Below are 13,944 nucleotides of genomic sequence, written 5' to 3'. Positions count from 1 at the left end.
CAACTTGTTTTTCTTTTATATGACCTTAACCCAAAAGTTAAGGTCTTTTCATTGTTGATATGAATATGTATCATCTTACGCCATATTTGGATCCACAGATAATAGGCCGTGAGGACTTAAAATCATATAGATTTACTTTAAGGCAAGGTGGCTTAGAAAAAAGGTAGCAAGTGGTACAAAGTTCATTCCTTACAGCAAGGAATTTGCGCAAAAGCAGGTTCAGAAGGTTCAAGCTATCGGCAGGGAAATCGGCAAAGTGAAAGTGCCTCTCCGTGTCAGGGTCGAGGAATTAGCGACGGCATACGGAAACAACTACAAACATGTCACATTTGATAGTTCGACGATTAAGGATATCGTGCAGAAGTTTGCGGTGAAGAGTGATGGTGGTAAGGGTACAGGCAAAGTAGTGCTAGCAAAAGGATCCAATGAAATTACAAAAGTGGCGTATGGAAAGCACTATACAAGAGAGCGAATGAAGAAAGTTTTAAAACCGAATATTGAATATACATCCCCTGGTGGTCATGTATATAAAACGGACGAAAAGGGTCGGATAACAAGTGTCGAAGGTTCTCTTGATTTAGGCAATGGAAAAAGAAACAATTATGCACAGCGAAATGCTGGAAGAGAAGATCGATTGCCAGATGATCAAGGAGGTCATTTAATTGCAAGCATTTTTAAAGGGTCTGGTCAACTAGATAACCTTGTCCCAATGAATGCAAACCTGAATATGGGGGAATGGAAAAAACTCGAAATATCTTGGGCAAAAGCTCTAGACAGTAATCTTCCTAAAACAGTTGAAGTGAAAATTACTCCAGTTTATAAAGGAGACTCGAAGCTGCCCGCTAGTTTTAGAATAAATTATAAGATTGATAATAGTAGTTGGGAGAGAAGGATTTTTGAAAATAGATCAGGAGGTAGGTAAGTATGAATGAAATTAAACTTAATAGTATTTATCAACAAATAGCTCAAACTATTAATGAAACTATACCAGAGGAATGGTCAAAGGTATTAATGTACGGTGAAATTGCTGACGGTACCGGTACTGCTTTCTTTTTTTATTATACTCCTAATAGTGAAGTTCCTATTTATAGTCATGATATACCTGAAATATATAGTTTAATTGAAGAAGAATATGATAAATTATGGTATCAATTATTAGATGAATTGAAAATATTGTCAGATGAATTTAAAAATAATAATCAAGAACAATGGACCAATTTAACTTTTACTTTAGAAAGTACAGGAAAATTTAAAGTTGACTATGATTATGAAGATCTATCAGATGCAGATGATCACGAAAGAAGGGTTATTTGGGAATATACTCGTTTGGGTCTTTTACCTGAATCTGAATATGATAAGAGTATTTTAGAAGAATACCTTAAGAAAGAATGATGTAGGGCAAGAAAAGCTTGTTCGTATGACCTTAACGCAAAAGTTAAGGTCTTTTCATTGTTGAAATAGAATATGTATCATCTCAAGTTATATCGGTTACCTCAGAAAAAAGGCAGTCAGGTCAAAAAAAACTTTCTTTAGAAAATATATTGATTTACTTACCTCAGGTAAGGTGACTTAGAAAAAGTAACAAGTGATACAAAGTCCGTCCCTTACAGTAAGGAATTTGCGCAAAAGCAGGTTCAGTATGCAAAAGCTACAATAACAGACATAGCGAGATCAGGAAAAACCACGTTAAAAAATATGGGTAATGAAATAGGTAAGAAAGAAATCTCTAAACGGATAAGTATGGAACAAGTATCCCTCGCAGGAGGACCAACCCTTCGCCAAGTTGTGATGGAAAAGCAGTCAATTAAGGAAGCCTATCAGAAATTTACGGTGAAGGATAGAAAAGTAGAGGGTGTTTCAGGGAAGAATATTCCTAAGGGTACGGGTATTATATCTAACAATAATGTAAGTTTAAATCGAATAGATTATTTGCATGATAAATATGGAAGATTTACTTCAGAAGATTTAAATCATAGAATTAACTTACGTGGTGCTCTAGCACAAGAAGTTGAAAGATTAAATAAACTTGGCATTTCTAAAAGAGAGATGGGACCTGCAATTGCTGGAACTTTTGATAAAACAACAGGTAAATATTATTTTGGAATCAATAATACTACCGGTAAGATTCCAGAAAAGTTACACTCTTTAATAGAACAACGCATAATAAATATGCCGAAAGATATTAAAGAAGGATATACATTTACGTATGGGGCTGGATCTCACGCAGAAGTTTACTCATTAAATCAAGCGTTACTTGCAAATCCTCAAGCAAGTTCTTCAAATTTTATCACTCATGTAGTACGATCTGGTAAAAAATCGAAACCAGCTGGCATGATGATGCCAACTTGCCCACATTGTAATTATATTACTGAAGGATTTGAATTTAGTTCAGAGGTGAAAAAGATTGAAAGATCAAATTGAAATTTTAAGTAAAGAATATGTTATAGAACATGGAACCGACTTTGACGAAGATTTATGGTTTACATCTTATAGCGATGAAGTTTTAGATAATCCGGAAGACGAAAATGGGAAACCTTTTACCGGTTTAGCTTATGAGTTGTATGATAATGGGAATTTAATATATTATACAAATTATGTAAAAGGCTTTATAGAGGGCCAGTTAATAGAGTTTTATAAAAATGGAAATATAAAATCCTTGAAAAATTTAATACATGGACAAAGTAATGGTACCGAAAGAATCTGGTACGAAAGTGGAGAATTAAAATTTGAAGGAGAATATAAATTCGGTATAGCTCTTCATTATGTGGATTGGGATGATAAAGGTCGTATCATCAAGCAAAAACTTTCTCCAACAGACACAGATTTAAAATTGATTGAATCTTTTTCTAAACGTGATACTCTATGAAGAATGTAGATTCAAACAATATAAAATTGTTAAATCAATTTACTAATATTCAAATTGAATTATTATCCGATGTAACTCTTGAGAATAGTTTTGACATTAGTGAAATCCAAACCATTGCTGGGGTAGATTTAGCTTACTGGGATGTAAATAAAACGACGTATGGTACATGTTGTATAGTTATGATTGATTATAATACAAAGGAAGTTGTCGAAAAGGTATATAGTTATGGAGAAATAAATCTTTTCGAGAGTTGCCTCTAGTACTTGAAGCCGCGAAGAAATTATCTAATGAACCTGATTTATATATGTTTGATGGAAATGGGTATCTACATTATCGTCACATGGGAATTGCTACTCATGCTTCAATGTATTTAAAAAAACCAACTATTGGTGTGGCAAAGAGCTATTTAAAAATAGAAAATGTTGACTTTACGATGCCTGAAAATGAAGTGGGTTCGTATACTGACATCTTAATTCATGGTAATGTTTATGGCAGAACTTTGAGGACTTCCTATCATGTAAAACCAATTTTTGTTTCATGTGGGAACTGGATTGATTTAGAAACTAGTACGGAGATTGTCATGAACTGTATCAATCAAGAGAGTCGTTTACCCATTCCTATTAGATTAGCAGATATAGAAACACATAAAGTGAGAAAACAATTATTTAAATGAAGAATAATGTAAGTAGACATAGGACAAGTAAACAAAATTTTTGCGATAACTTGTTGAAAATCGAAAGCTTATGAGGTTTGTACGATCATAAAGTATTATAGCGAAACTTAGGTGAGATGACATTTTTAACGCAGGGAACATACCTAAAAAGAAAGCACTTGATTGTCTATTTGGCAACAGGTGCTTTTGCGTTTAATATGATTTATCAAAAGGTCGGGATGAGAGTATACGAAAGTGGTTGGTTAACCTGACATTAAAAGTAAATCGGATCAAGTGTTTCCTGGGTGCCGAAAGGTTTTTGGTGACTTATTTTCAAAGTTTTCATTATTGATGCTCTTTTCTTAAGCAACTATCAGAGGGGAAATTTGAACTTGGACAAAACACGAGTAATGGTTTACTTCATTCTTTTTATGGCTAAAATTTCCGATAGATTATTAAATGGGTGAATTCATCGTAAGAACTCATAATCAAATGTTTATAAAACGGTAACGCTTTATCGAAAAGAAAGAGACTAGCGGTCAAGTACGGTCTATCAAGAATCCTTTGTTGAGAAGGAACGAATGGACGTTTAGGAATGTTAAAAAATAAAGCTGCAAGCCATGGAAAGTACGTTATCCTCTTTTTTAAAAAAAGAAAAGAAAGAAGGAATTCTTAATTAAAGAATTCCTTCTTTGACATACTATTTGTTAAGAAATGATTTTTCGAAAAATTTCAGAAGATGCTCTAGAGTGATTGGGTCACTGTATGTGGATGCTTTACTATTTATTTCAAATATACGATCGTTCTTAACTGCAGGTATATTTTTCCACGTATCGGTTTCCACAAATGAATTAACCACATCCGGGTTTTTACTAAAGATTATATAATCTCCAGTATATTCAGGAAGCACTTCTGATGAAAGGACATAAATGCCGGATTTAAGTGCTTTTTCTTTTACTTTTTCAGGCATTTTCAAATCCATTGCTTGATACAATATTTCTGTTCCGCGTGCATAATTATTTCCGAATACATAAAACTCTTTAGCATCATTTTCAATCACAGAAACGGTTGCATCTTCACCAATTTTTGCACGTATCTCTTTTCCTGCGGATGCTGCACGCGTTTTGAAATCATTAACCCATTCTTTTGCTTCCTTTTCTTTATTTAAGAGTTTTCCGATTTCTATTTGCTGTGATAAATAATCTAATTTCCCCCAAGTGAATACTACAGTTGGAGCAATTTCATTTAGCTTTGCAATATTTTTCATCTCGGATCCTGCTATGATAAGGTCCGGTTCCAGTTCAATGATTTTCTCCAGGTTATCTTCTGATACGACTTCCACTCCCTTTAGTCTATCTTTAAAAAGGGGATTCATATTAGTCCATTGATCTATCCCGACGACATTACCTTCTAAAGCCAATACATTAGGTCCATTTGAGAGAGCAATTATTCTTTTTGGGTTTTTAGGAATCTCAACAGGACCTGTTTCTGATTGATATGTAACTGTTTCTTTTTTAGCCTTGGATGCATTATTTTCGTTCGCTGTCTCTTTGTTCCCGCAAGCACTAAGAATAAGTACAAACAAGAGCAGGAAGGGTATGAATAGCTTTTTCATTCTGATTTTCTCCTTACTAATTATAGTGTAGGTTAAAAACATATCAAAAAAGTATCTAATTAATAATGATATTCATTTTCAATGACTACATCAACATGTTAATAGGAATGATAATCATTGTCAATAACTTTCGCCAGATTGCTAAACTCTGTGAACTAAACTGTCACCCTTACTTGTAGAAACATGTTTGAGGCTGGCACTACATGGAGGACAAGGGGTACTGGTAAATAAGTAAAGAAGGAAAAAAACTATGAATCGGTATTTGCTCTAAATGTGGCGAAGGAGGAGAGCCAAGGTAAGGTTAGGGATTTTTAGATAGATCAGAACCATTTTCAATAAGGCACTAGTGAGGAAGTGGATCAATTTATAGGATTTTTAAAAGAAGTCGTTGAGAGTTTTAAGTGTTCAGCCATAAAAAATGTCTTTAAAGTAACGTCGCTGCCCTCCAAATCTCGACATACGGGTTCGCTTGGGGCTATCAATGTGCAATACCGAGGTACTGTTTATAAAAGGCACTACCTTACTTGTACTTATCCACTAAGTCGAGGGGGAAAATTTCAATAAGGCCGGATTTGTTGAATTTTTGCTAAACCGTGAGCCTTTTTAGCAAAATCTAACTTTCTCAAAAACGAACTGCTATTTGATAGAGATCATCACTATGACTATCTTGCTGTTCATCAAGGACATACCCTCTAATTAATTTTCTTAGAATCGCTACTTCGAATCCCGCGTTTCAAAATTTCAACCATGAAATCAAGTTTCGTAACAGAGTACGGATTTTTGATCAAGATGAGCAACCACGATCAACTAACAAAGAAAAGTTAGTGCTCTAAAACCGGTATTTAAAGAGGGTGGAACCGTTACTGCGGGTAATAGTAGTGGTCGAAATGATGGAGCATTTGCTGTATTGGTCATTCCGAAGATACAGCCTTAAAATATGGTTATAAGCCGAAAGCAAGGATTATCTCGCAAGCTGTTTCAGGTGTCTCGCTTGAGGTTATGGGAAATGGCCCTGTTGAAGCGACGAAAAAGGCTTTATCGAGAGCGGGTATATCCCAGGAACAAGTAGGGTTAATCGAATTGAAATAGGCCTTAGCAGCGCAAGCTTTAGCTATGATCAAAGAACTCAACATGGATCTGGAAAGGGTCAATGTCAATGGAGGAGCGATTGCTCTTGGTCATCCGCTAGGAGCAACTGGTGCGATTCTGATGACTAAACTACTTCATGAAATGGAAAGAAGAGGAGAAAAGTACGGATTGGTCACTCTTTGTATTGGAGGAGGACAAGGCATCTCAATTATTGTAGAAAATTACATTGAATAAAACATAAAGAAATATGTGTATAAGATCATTTGATTGGAGCGTATCATAATTAGATAAGTTGAGATTAATACTATTAAAGGAGCCTTGCAAAAGACAAATGGAAATAAAAAAGATGCAGCGAAAATTATTGGGTATAAGCAGAAGTACTTTATGGAGAAAATTAAATGAAACTGAACAGTGATTCTAATTAAAATATATCTCAATTTTTAAAATGAAATTTATATGATTTTTCGGATAAAACTTCTAATGTTTAATCTATGTAGTCCTTGCATTACAGTTTCCTGTATTTTCACTTTCGGATAAAGTAACCCTTATTAGCCAAAATGAGGGTTACTTGTACGGAGTTAAAACTTTTTTTTGATGGAATTTGTGTAAAATTCTATTTATCACTTATAGTTGTTTACATAATTATATTATGGACTATTAAATAAGGGGGCATATATAGATGACCTTCTGGAAGTATAGAAAGGAAGAAATGCATTTAAAAAGTTAAAAAAAGGACTTTTAATCGTGTTTGCAAGTTTTTTACTATTAATACTAAACATCACGTCATCGGTTTCAACTCATGAGACCAAAATAAAAACAAACGGTAATAACCGGTGTCAGTATTTGCATTCACTTCTAAACTTTTAGCAACTTGTCCACACCTTCCACCAGTCCAAGCATATACAATAGTAAGGAGGGTGTTAGGATGGAGATAAATTGTTGTTATGAGGAAAAATGTTTTGAGGACAATGATCCCAGTACAGTATGGTTTCCCGGAAAGCGTTGTAAATGTAAATGCAAAAAAAACAAACGCCGTAATCATTAAAAGAATGAAGCAACTGTAAAAAGTTGTTCAACAGAGGCAGTCCTAGTGGCTGCCTTTTTTATTTGGACATGCAGTTGTAGATTAGGATGCATTAGTGCAAATATAAAGATGAAAAACACTCAACCGTGATGGCTGAATGTTTATAAGCCAGTCTTTCTTACGGATATACCTGCTTAATCATTGGAGGTTGAAAATATGGAACAATACGAATGAAAATTAATCGAAAGCTGAGGATTGGCGAAGTGTGCTGGAGGCTGGATGATTTTTGGAACTGAAGCTGTCACTTTAGGAGATATTTTGCACTATAAATTAAATATGCCCAATTTTGTAGATTTAAAATAAAGATCGATTAAAAAAAGTGTTTTAAGCTTTATTTAATAGCAAATGTAAAACCCCATTTTGAAAAAGGATTGATTCAAAATGGAGTTACTCTTTTTAGCTAAGTATGAGATTTTTATAAGTTTGATTTATGTCCTTATTCCACTAAAGCACACGTTTGTTTAAGTGCATTATTCACATCAATCCTCTTTAAATGGAAGGGTATTTAAATCAAGGTGTATTCTATATTAAATTATAGTCTAACCTTAACCTCAGTGCCGTCCTTAGCTTTGACATCTACTAGCACGATCCCTTTATAATTTTTCAGTTCCTTGACGATAGGCTTTAGCGTTTTTTTGTCTATTAGTGGAAAGGTAAAGTCCAGTTTTTTTCTTTCAAAGTGCTCTTTTGTCCATTTGTTTGCATTTTGCTGAATAAATTTTGAAGACAAAATTGAAATAACAATGTTTAAAATAGCATATGGAATTGGGATGGAAAACCGAACGTCTTTTGCTTTCACTTTTACATGCATCATAAGCAAATCACTAATCAATGATGACCGAAACGGTATCCCCGTTTGCCGATTTAATATCAACAATTTGGCCATCTAATTCGTTTTCGATTGCTTCAATAATAAGGTTTATGTTTATATCTTTAACGTATTTTTCCGATTGAGGAATACTAGCTGCGATGCTGTGTCCAGCCATTAATACGACCTTGACGAGTTTTATAGGCAAATTGACCGTGACGTTATCATTTTCGGCTGATACAACACGAATTTTTAATGTTTTATCTAAATATTTAGTCGGTTTTTCAAAGAGCTTATTACCTGATTCTTCTTTCTCTTTTAATACTTGAATCAGTTCTGATCCCTTATCTGCATCAATCTTCCCTTCTTGAACCATTGTTAACACTCTTGTAATTTCCTCTTTCATGATAAATTCCTCCTTAATCCTCTTTTAAGAGCTTAATAGCTTCTTCTGGTGTGATTTCGCCATTTTCCAACATGGTGACAACTTTTTTCTCGTCTATTTCATTTTTCTTCTTCTGCACATATCCAAGGGATGAAATGATGTCTGTTAGCTTGCCTCGAACCGTTGGATACGAAATCCCCAGTTCCTTTTCAACTTCTTTGATATTTCCTCTGCATGTTAAAAATACTTCCACAAAATGAAGCTGATCCTTTGATAAGGATGCCAGCTTAGATAATTCAAACTCATTTTCAATCGTAGTGTGACAATGAGAGCACTGCAACTTTGTAATTTTCAATGTTTCACTGCAGACAGGACAATTTGTGATTACTTTATATGCCATAATGAAATTCCTTTCTTTTATTTGATTCGATTATATAACAAGGGATTGAAAAGATAAATAATAAAATTTAAATTTTTAATAAAAAAAATCAATAATATTAATTTATTATTTAATATTATTGATTATCTGTTTTCGTTATTCATTCAAATATTATATTTACCATAGTGGTGGAAATTGTAGACATTCGTCTTGGTGAAAATACATAATGAGCAAGATTACTTAGACTATGAGATGCTGAATAATAATCCCTGGATATTTGATATTAATATTCCACCTGAGGATGATTCAGCAGTCGTAGCATTGATGTATTATTTTGTGATTTAGAACTTGAAAATTACTTAGTCTATATTTTAGTTATTCCAGAATAGGGTGCTAAACTTAGATTTTTAAACGACTTTATTGTCATATTTTTAAGTACAGTGAAGTATCTTATATCGAAAATTAAACGACTATATTTTAACCCCGTCCTAAATTTAGAACGGGGTCTTCTTAGCCTGTTTTTCCTGTATAATAATACTATATTTTACATTCAGGAGGAATTATTTATGGACCACGCCAGCAGTTTAATAGGGCTTTTTGCAATCATACCGATTTTGTTTTATCTGGGACTTATTGTTTTAAGTGTTTATTTCATAATTAAAATAATAAAATTCATCAATGCAAAGACAAGATTAGATCAAGAAAGAAATGAAAAGCTGGATGAATTGATAAAAGTTATTAGCAAAGATAAAGATAAAGAAAATCAAAATAAGCCATTATAAAATAAAAGCACAGTCCCATTAAGGGTTGTGCTTTTGTTATTTTACAAGAATTGTATGGATGATGAACCTATACTAGGTCCACATAAAAGGGCGTTTTTTTTATAACGTCAAGGTAGGTGTACAAGTATTTCCTAATAAGTACCATAACATATTAGGAGGTGATAAAATTGACAGTTAAATTAGAAGCTTTATTGAATCGTTCGGAAAAGAATATGGGCAGCGGAATTCACCCAGTCGTAAAAGAATCAGCATTGGAAATGGTTAAACGGGCATACGAAGAAGGCATTTTTGTCTAAATCAGCGCAGGTTATCGGTCTATGGAGGAGCAAGCAAAGCTATATCATCAAGGTCGCCTAGGTTATATCTACGATGGAAAAAACTATAGTGATTTATCGAAACCGAGAGTGACCAACGCGATGCTAGGTCAATCTTACCATAACTATGGACTAGCCATTGATTACTTCATAACCAGCGATGATGGAAAGAATGCCATATGGACTGTTGATGCAAAATGGAAACGAGTAGCGGCTATTTGTAAATCCTGGGGCTTTGCATGGGGCGGGGATTGGTCAAGCTTTAAAGATTATCCGCAATTTGGATATGACGGGCGGACTAACTTATTCTCAGTGAAAAGCGGGAACAAAACCTAGACTGATATCAAAAGTGAATGGTACCACTCCACCAGCAACATAAGTCGAATCGGAATTCATTGTAAAAGATACGCCTGCAAAGGACAGCGGCAATCAGACTATCAAGTCCATCCAAAAGACATTAAATAGCCGCTATAATGCAAAAATAGATGTTGATGGGATATGGGGACACCAAACAAAAGCGGCATCACCTAATGTTAGGGAAGGGGCGAAAGGGAATATCACCTATATCCTTCAAAATGCACTTTATTTGGAAGGGCAAAATCCACATGGCATAGATGGTATCTTGGGAAGCGGAACGGAAATAGCGGTTAAGGGCATTTCAAAGGGCCAAGGGAATACCTGCAGACGGAATTGCAGGTGAAAATACCTTTGCAAAACTATTTGGATAATATATGAAATTGAATAAAACTATAATGCTTAAATTCAATTGGCTTAGAAAAAAAACCCTAAAAATGAAGGCTTTTTTTGTATGAATAAAAAATGATTTTTATATTAGCAGTTTTTTTAAAAGTAAATATCCCAATCGTTCAAGAAACGTAGTATAAGAAAAGTAAGAATACATACTGGGACAAGAAATGTAACCGCATTTACGATATGGAAGTACTTTAATGCGGAATGATTTATACCCTTCACTTTAATCACTAAATAGAAGAATGATAAGGTTGCGATAATTGGGCATAGCAAGCCAAGATCTGTTAAGATCCTTGAAATTGAGTAGTTCATAATACTAAGTCCTATGATGAATGAAGCAAGGCAGATAACATTGATAACCGACAAAATGGTTGGTATTAATAACAAATTCTTTTTTACTTTCTCCATTTATTTACCTCCAAAGTGATAATCCCACTCGATATCTTATAATATCCACTGATTAGGTAGCAAGGCAAGGTTAAGGCTTTGTTAAAAGTAAAGTTGATCTACTGAGTACAAAGGAAACATATTTAAAAGTTGTCCTTTCACAATTATGAATTGTAATATTTATCGAGCATTTATACTCATTTTTGTTCACTTAAAATTGACTGAAATATAATAGTCTTTTTAATTTTCCATCACATTTAGACAATAAAGTTAAAGGAGGACATAACTTTATTGGAGGAAAAATATGAAAAAAATATGGAAAAAGCAAATTTTGCCTATCGCCTCTATTAGTCTAGCGTCATTGATGATTGTAAATGCGATTCCAGAAACTCCAGTTCAAGCAGAATTGAATGTTCACTCACAAGTGCAAATGAAAAATCATGTGCTTCCGCTGGGAACGTCTACTTTGCATGAGCGAAGAACTTCTATGAATCCAGCACCAGGAGTGACGTATACAAAAATCAATCGTGGTGAAACATCTTCTAAAGACTATTTCACAGTGGATGTGGCATTTCTAGAAACACAGAAGCAGGCAAAGGTATTGTTGGGAAATTTAAAGAGAGACGGTTTCAAAAATGCTCGCATTATAAGGGAACCGGATCGGGCCTTGGATGACCGGGAAAAAGGTCCACTTGGATACATTGTTCGCATCGGCCAATATCAGCAGGAAGCGGATGCAGCCGAAATGAGAAACAAGTTATCGGAAAAGGGATATTCGGGTCTACGGACTGTGTTTACGGGTGAAGACGGAGAGAAAACAACAGGGCCATGGGTAGTGAACGTAATTGAAGTAGATCAGGATCGATTTCAAGGGCATGTGGTGCCTGAATTAGCAAATGATGCAGTGATAGGAAAAGAAACATTGACCCAAATGACTGACAGAAATGATGCCATTGCAGGAGTTAATGCGGGATACTTTGTTGTTGGAGCCAAGGATGGTACACCAGGCGATCTTGCCGGTATATTCGCCAGCAAAGGTCAACTTGTCAGTGAAGCGATAAATGGCCGTTCAGCTCTGATTTTATCTTCTGTTGAAGAGAAGGCAAACATTGCATCTGTTTCCACGTCAATTCAGGCTACTTCATCTGATGGTGCGGTTAGGGAAGTGGATGGATTAAATCGTAAGCCGGGATTAATCCGCAATTGTGGCGGTGTTGGAGGAGATACGACAACAGAACGGGCAAAACATGATTATACTTGTATAGATGAAAGTGAGCTTATCCAATATACATCCGTATTTGGAGAAAAGACAGAATCGGGCGATGGTGTGGAAGTGGTAGTAAATCATGCTGGGGAAGTGATGGAAATTCGTAACCATCGCGGGGGAATAATTCCAAGCAGCGGTTCTGTTCTTGCGGGAACGGGGGAAGCGGCAGAATGGCTTCGTGGCCATGCCCAACAAGGGATGAAGATTCAGGTGAAGAGTGAAATCATCGGGGATGGAAAGCTATTAAAATTAGACCAAACCACTAGCATGATTAACGGAGGTCCTCGATTATTGGAAAACGGAAAAATTTCCATTAATGCCGTAGAGGAAGGCTTTCACTGGGAAGAAGATCCTGGGTTTTATTATCGTTTTGGGGAACGTCGTAATCCTAGAACGCTTGCAGGAATAAAAGAGAATGGCAATCTATTATTTGTCACCATCGATGGACGCGCACCCGGATGGAGTGTGGGGGCAAATTTTGAAGAAAGTGCAAAAGTCATGAAGTCATTAGGAGCCGTAGATGCCATCAATCTTGACGGCGGCGGATCGACGACCATGACAGTTGGGGCTGACCGAGTCACAAGACCGTCTGACGCAACAGGTGAACGCCCGATTGCCGACGGAATATTGATAGTAAAATAATAGATGAACATGTAAAGGAGATAAAGAGTAACTTCTTCCATATATTTAGAAGATACCTTTAAGTAGTGATATTAGTTTTAGTTCAAACCGGCCGTCACGAATAAACTAAAAATCCTCTTCAGATTTTTTTCTGAAGAGATTTTTTAATAATAATGGGATCATCCGACCAAGATCACAAAGAATTAAGCTATTTATTGTTTGAACTTGTGGCATAATAAAAGGTTAATCATGGGATTGTTTTCAATTGACGAAATCTTTTACTCCATTTTAGCCCCCGATTGTGAAAGTTCATTATTTTTACATTATTCAAGATATGATCTTTCAAACGGTATACTAGTTACAAAACTCCCTTATAATCTGGTTTTTTATTTCTTCTACTGGAAACCCTTGTTGATAGGTGGAAATCATCAGCATAATACCCTGTAGCACAGATGAAAAATATAATGATCGTTTCCTTGGTTCCTTTTCTCCTATGCTTTCAAATATTTTACATTGAAACTCAAATTGTCTAGCATTTGCTTCAGTTATGAGAAGACTGTATTTTATCAACTCTTCATCAGCCTCTGGCTGTGTTTGCAGGTGGAGATAGAAGCGATGGACTTCCGGTTTTTTGTGGATATTTTCAATGGCACCATTGACTATATGTTCAAGCTGTTCACGAGGTGTATTTAAGGTGAACGCTTCTTCCATGACTTCAACCACTTCCCTGATTCTGGCCTCGACCATTTCAGAAAGCAGTTCTTCTTTTCCTTTGTAATAGTTATAGAGTAACCCTTTAGAAATACCCGCCTTCTTGGCTATATCGCTTATAGAAGTAGCGTAATATCCTTGTTTCATAAATAACTCCATGGCTGCAGCACGAATTTTTTCTTTGGATGCTTGGCGAATACGGTCATTCTCTTCGGGTGTACGTGGCATTTTAAC

At 35.3% G+C, this 13,944-nt stretch carries 15 protein-coding genes and 3 pseudogenes; 13 read left to right on the top strand and 5 right to left on the bottom strand.

The annotated features are described in order from the left end of the window. Positions 1 to 256: 256 nt before the first annotated feature. The 5 genes and pseudogenes from FNK51_RS18215 to FNK51_RS18195 all read left to right on the top strand — a co-directional run bounded on the left by FNK51_RS18215 (position 257) and on the right by FNK51_RS18195 (position 3,539). Positions 257 to 922 (top strand): DNA/RNA non-specific endonuclease, encoded by a 666-nt coding sequence (locus tag FNK51_RS18215; RefSeq protein ID WP_286178764.1) that lies wholly within the window; start codon positions 257 to 259, stop codon positions 920 to 922. Between the two features lie 2 nt (positions 923 to 924). Beyond that, positions 925 to 1,392, top strand: coding sequence for an antitoxin YezG family protein (locus tag FNK51_RS18210; RefSeq protein ID WP_141994216.1), 468 nt, complete (start codon positions 925 to 927; stop codon positions 1,390 to 1,392). 303 nt (positions 1,393 to 1,695) lie between these two features. Next, positions 1,696 to 2,421: a YwqJ-related putative deaminase gene (locus FNK51_RS18205; protein WP_286178763.1), complete on the top strand. Its 726-nt coding sequence runs from the start codon at positions 1,696 to 1,698 to the stop codon at positions 2,419 to 2,421. Next, a complete protein-coding gene (locus tag FNK51_RS18200; RefSeq protein ID WP_141994215.1) occupies positions 2,405 to 2,866 on the top strand; it encodes a toxin-antitoxin system YwqK family antitoxin in 462 nt (153 codons plus the stop codon). Before FNK51_RS18205 ends, FNK51_RS18200 begins: the two co-directional genes overlap by 17 nt. After that, positions 2,863 to 3,539, top strand: a pseudogene (locus FNK51_RS18195) (endonuclease V). Before FNK51_RS18200 ends, FNK51_RS18195 begins: the two are co-directional and overlap by 4 nt. 679 nt (positions 3,540 to 4,218) lie before the next feature. Here the strand turns inward: FNK51_RS18195 and FNK51_RS18190 are convergent. Next, entirely contained in the window at positions 4,219 to 5,133 is a 915-nt protein-coding gene (locus FNK51_RS18190) for an iron-hydroxamate ABC transporter substrate-binding protein (RefSeq protein WP_141994214.1), read from the bottom strand. Between the two features lie 749 nt (positions 5,134 to 5,882). Between FNK51_RS18190 and FNK51_RS18185 the strand changes: the two are divergent. The 3 genes and pseudogenes from FNK51_RS18185 to FNK51_RS27570 all read left to right on the top strand — a co-directional run. Beyond that, positions 5,883 to 6,456 (top strand): annotated as a pseudogene (locus FNK51_RS18185) (thiolase family protein); the annotation flags it as partial. 63 nt (positions 6,457 to 6,519) lie between these two features. Continuing rightward, a pseudogene (locus FNK51_RS27575) lies at positions 6,520 to 6,582 on the top strand (hypothetical protein); the annotation flags it as partial. Next, positions 6,554 to 6,637 carry a helix-turn-helix domain-containing protein gene (locus FNK51_RS27570; RefSeq protein WP_353617924.1) on the top strand — a complete coding sequence of 28 codons (84 nt, stop codon included), beginning with the start codon at positions 6,554 to 6,556 and terminating at the stop codon, positions 6,635 to 6,637. The pseudogene FNK51_RS27575 and the gene FNK51_RS27570, both read left to right, overlap by 29 nt. Positions 6,638 to 7,838: 1,201 nt before the next feature. On the opposite strand, the gene FNK51_RS18175 is transcribed toward FNK51_RS27570, so the two are convergent. From FNK51_RS18175 to FNK51_RS18165, 3 genes are read right to left on the bottom strand one after another with little or no spacing between them, the layout of a single operon-like run. Continuing rightward, entirely contained in the window at positions 7,839 to 8,120 is a 282-nt protein-coding gene (locus tag FNK51_RS18175; protein WP_098372192.1) for a hypothetical protein, read from the bottom strand. 10 nt (positions 8,121 to 8,130) lie between these two features. Next, complete coding sequence (locus tag FNK51_RS18170) at positions 8,131 to 8,520, bottom strand: SHOCT-like domain-containing protein (protein WP_098372193.1); 390 nt, start codon at positions 8,518 to 8,520, stop codon at positions 8,131 to 8,133. A 13-nt stretch (positions 8,521 to 8,533) separates the two neighbouring features. Then, positions 8,534 to 8,899, bottom strand: a complete 366-nt coding sequence (locus tag FNK51_RS18165; protein ID WP_098372194.1) for a DUF2089 domain-containing protein — start codon at positions 8,897 to 8,899, stop codon at positions 8,534 to 8,536. A 545-nt stretch (positions 8,900 to 9,444) separates the two neighbouring features. On the opposite strand from FNK51_RS18165, the gene FNK51_RS18160 reads away from it, so the two are divergent. The 5 genes from FNK51_RS18160 to FNK51_RS18145 all read left to right on the top strand — a co-directional run bounded on the left by FNK51_RS18160 (position 9,445) and on the right by FNK51_RS18145 (position 13,020). Beyond that, complete coding sequence (locus FNK51_RS18160) at positions 9,445 to 9,660, top strand: hypothetical protein (RefSeq protein ID WP_141994213.1); 216 nt, start codon at positions 9,445 to 9,447, stop codon at positions 9,658 to 9,660. A 167-nt stretch (positions 9,661 to 9,827) separates the two neighbouring features. Then, positions 9,828 to 9,956, top strand: coding sequence for a hypothetical protein (locus tag FNK51_RS27285; protein WP_286177114.1), 129 nt, complete (start codon positions 9,828 to 9,830; stop codon positions 9,954 to 9,956). 21 nt (positions 9,957 to 9,977) lie between these two features. Next, entirely contained in the window at positions 9,978 to 10,310 is a 333-nt protein-coding gene (locus tag FNK51_RS18155) for a M15 family metallopeptidase (RefSeq protein WP_286178762.1), read from the top strand. A 338-nt stretch (positions 10,311 to 10,648) separates the two neighbouring features. Next, positions 10,649 to 10,702, top strand: a complete 54-nt coding sequence (locus tag FNK51_RS27565) for a hypothetical protein (RefSeq protein ID WP_353617923.1) — start codon at positions 10,649 to 10,651, stop codon at positions 10,700 to 10,702. Positions 10,703 to 11,415: 713 nt separating this feature from the next. Next, positions 11,416 to 13,020, top strand: a complete 1,605-nt coding sequence (locus FNK51_RS18145) for a phosphodiester glycosidase family protein (RefSeq protein ID WP_141994212.1) — start codon at positions 11,416 to 11,418, stop codon at positions 13,018 to 13,020. A gap of 333 nt (positions 13,021 to 13,353) precedes the next feature. On the opposite strand, the gene FNK51_RS18140 is transcribed toward FNK51_RS18145, so the two are convergent. Beyond that, the gene (locus FNK51_RS18140) at positions 13,354 to 13,938 is read right to left on the bottom strand and encodes a TetR/AcrR family transcriptional regulator (protein ID WP_141994211.1); all 585 of its coding nucleotides are present in this window, start codon (positions 13,936 to 13,938) and stop codon (positions 13,354 to 13,356) included. Positions 13,939 to 13,944 lie beyond the last annotated feature (6 nt).

It is taken from the genome of Bacillus sp. B4EP4a (genome assembly GCF_006680105.1).
GTDB classification, from domain to species: domain Bacteria; phylum Bacillota; class Bacilli; order Bacillales; family DSM-1321; genus Peribacillus; species Peribacillus simplex_E.
This window is presented reverse-complemented; position numbering and strand designations above follow the sequence as displayed.

Excerpts from the sequence above, each read along its gene's own strand:
- FNK51_RS18155 (WP_286178762.1), top strand. The coding sequence starts at position 9,978 with ATGGAGGAGCAAGCAAAGCTATATCATCAAGGTCGCCTAGGTTATATC.
- FNK51_RS18205 (WP_286178763.1), top strand. The coding sequence starts at position 1,696 with ATGGGTAATGAAATAGGTAAGAAAGAAATCTCTAAACGGATAAGTATG.
- FNK51_RS18170 (WP_098372193.1), bottom strand. The coding sequence starts at position 8,520 with ATGAAAGAGGAAATTACAAGAGTGTTAACAATGGTTCAAGAAGGGAAG.
- FNK51_RS18165 (WP_098372194.1), bottom strand. The coding sequence starts at position 8,899 with ATGGCATATAAAGTAATCACAAATTGTCCTGTCTGCAGTGAAACATTG.
- FNK51_RS18140 (WP_141994211.1), bottom strand. The coding sequence starts at position 13,938 with ATGCCACGTACACCCGAAGAGAATGACCGTATTCGCCAAGCATCCAAA.
- FNK51_RS18190 (WP_141994214.1), bottom strand. The coding sequence starts at position 5,133 with ATGAAAAAGCTATTCATACCCTTCCTGCTCTTGTTTGTACTTATTCTT.
- FNK51_RS27570 (WP_353617924.1), top strand. The coding sequence starts at position 6,554 with ATGGAAATAAAAAAGATGCAGCGAAAATTATTGGGTATAAGCAGAAGT.
- FNK51_RS18175 (WP_098372192.1), bottom strand. The coding sequence starts at position 8,120 with ATGATGCATGTAAAAGTGAAAGCAAAAGACGTTCGGTTTTCCATCCCA.
- FNK51_RS18145 (WP_141994212.1), top strand. The coding sequence starts at position 11,416 with ATGAAAAAAATATGGAAAAAGCAAATTTTGCCTATCGCCTCTATTAGT.
- FNK51_RS18210 (WP_141994216.1), top strand. The coding sequence starts at position 925 with ATGAATGAAATTAAACTTAATAGTATTTATCAACAAATAGCTCAAACT.
- FNK51_RS18160 (WP_141994213.1), top strand. The coding sequence starts at position 9,445 with ATGGACCACGCCAGCAGTTTAATAGGGCTTTTTGCAATCATACCGATT.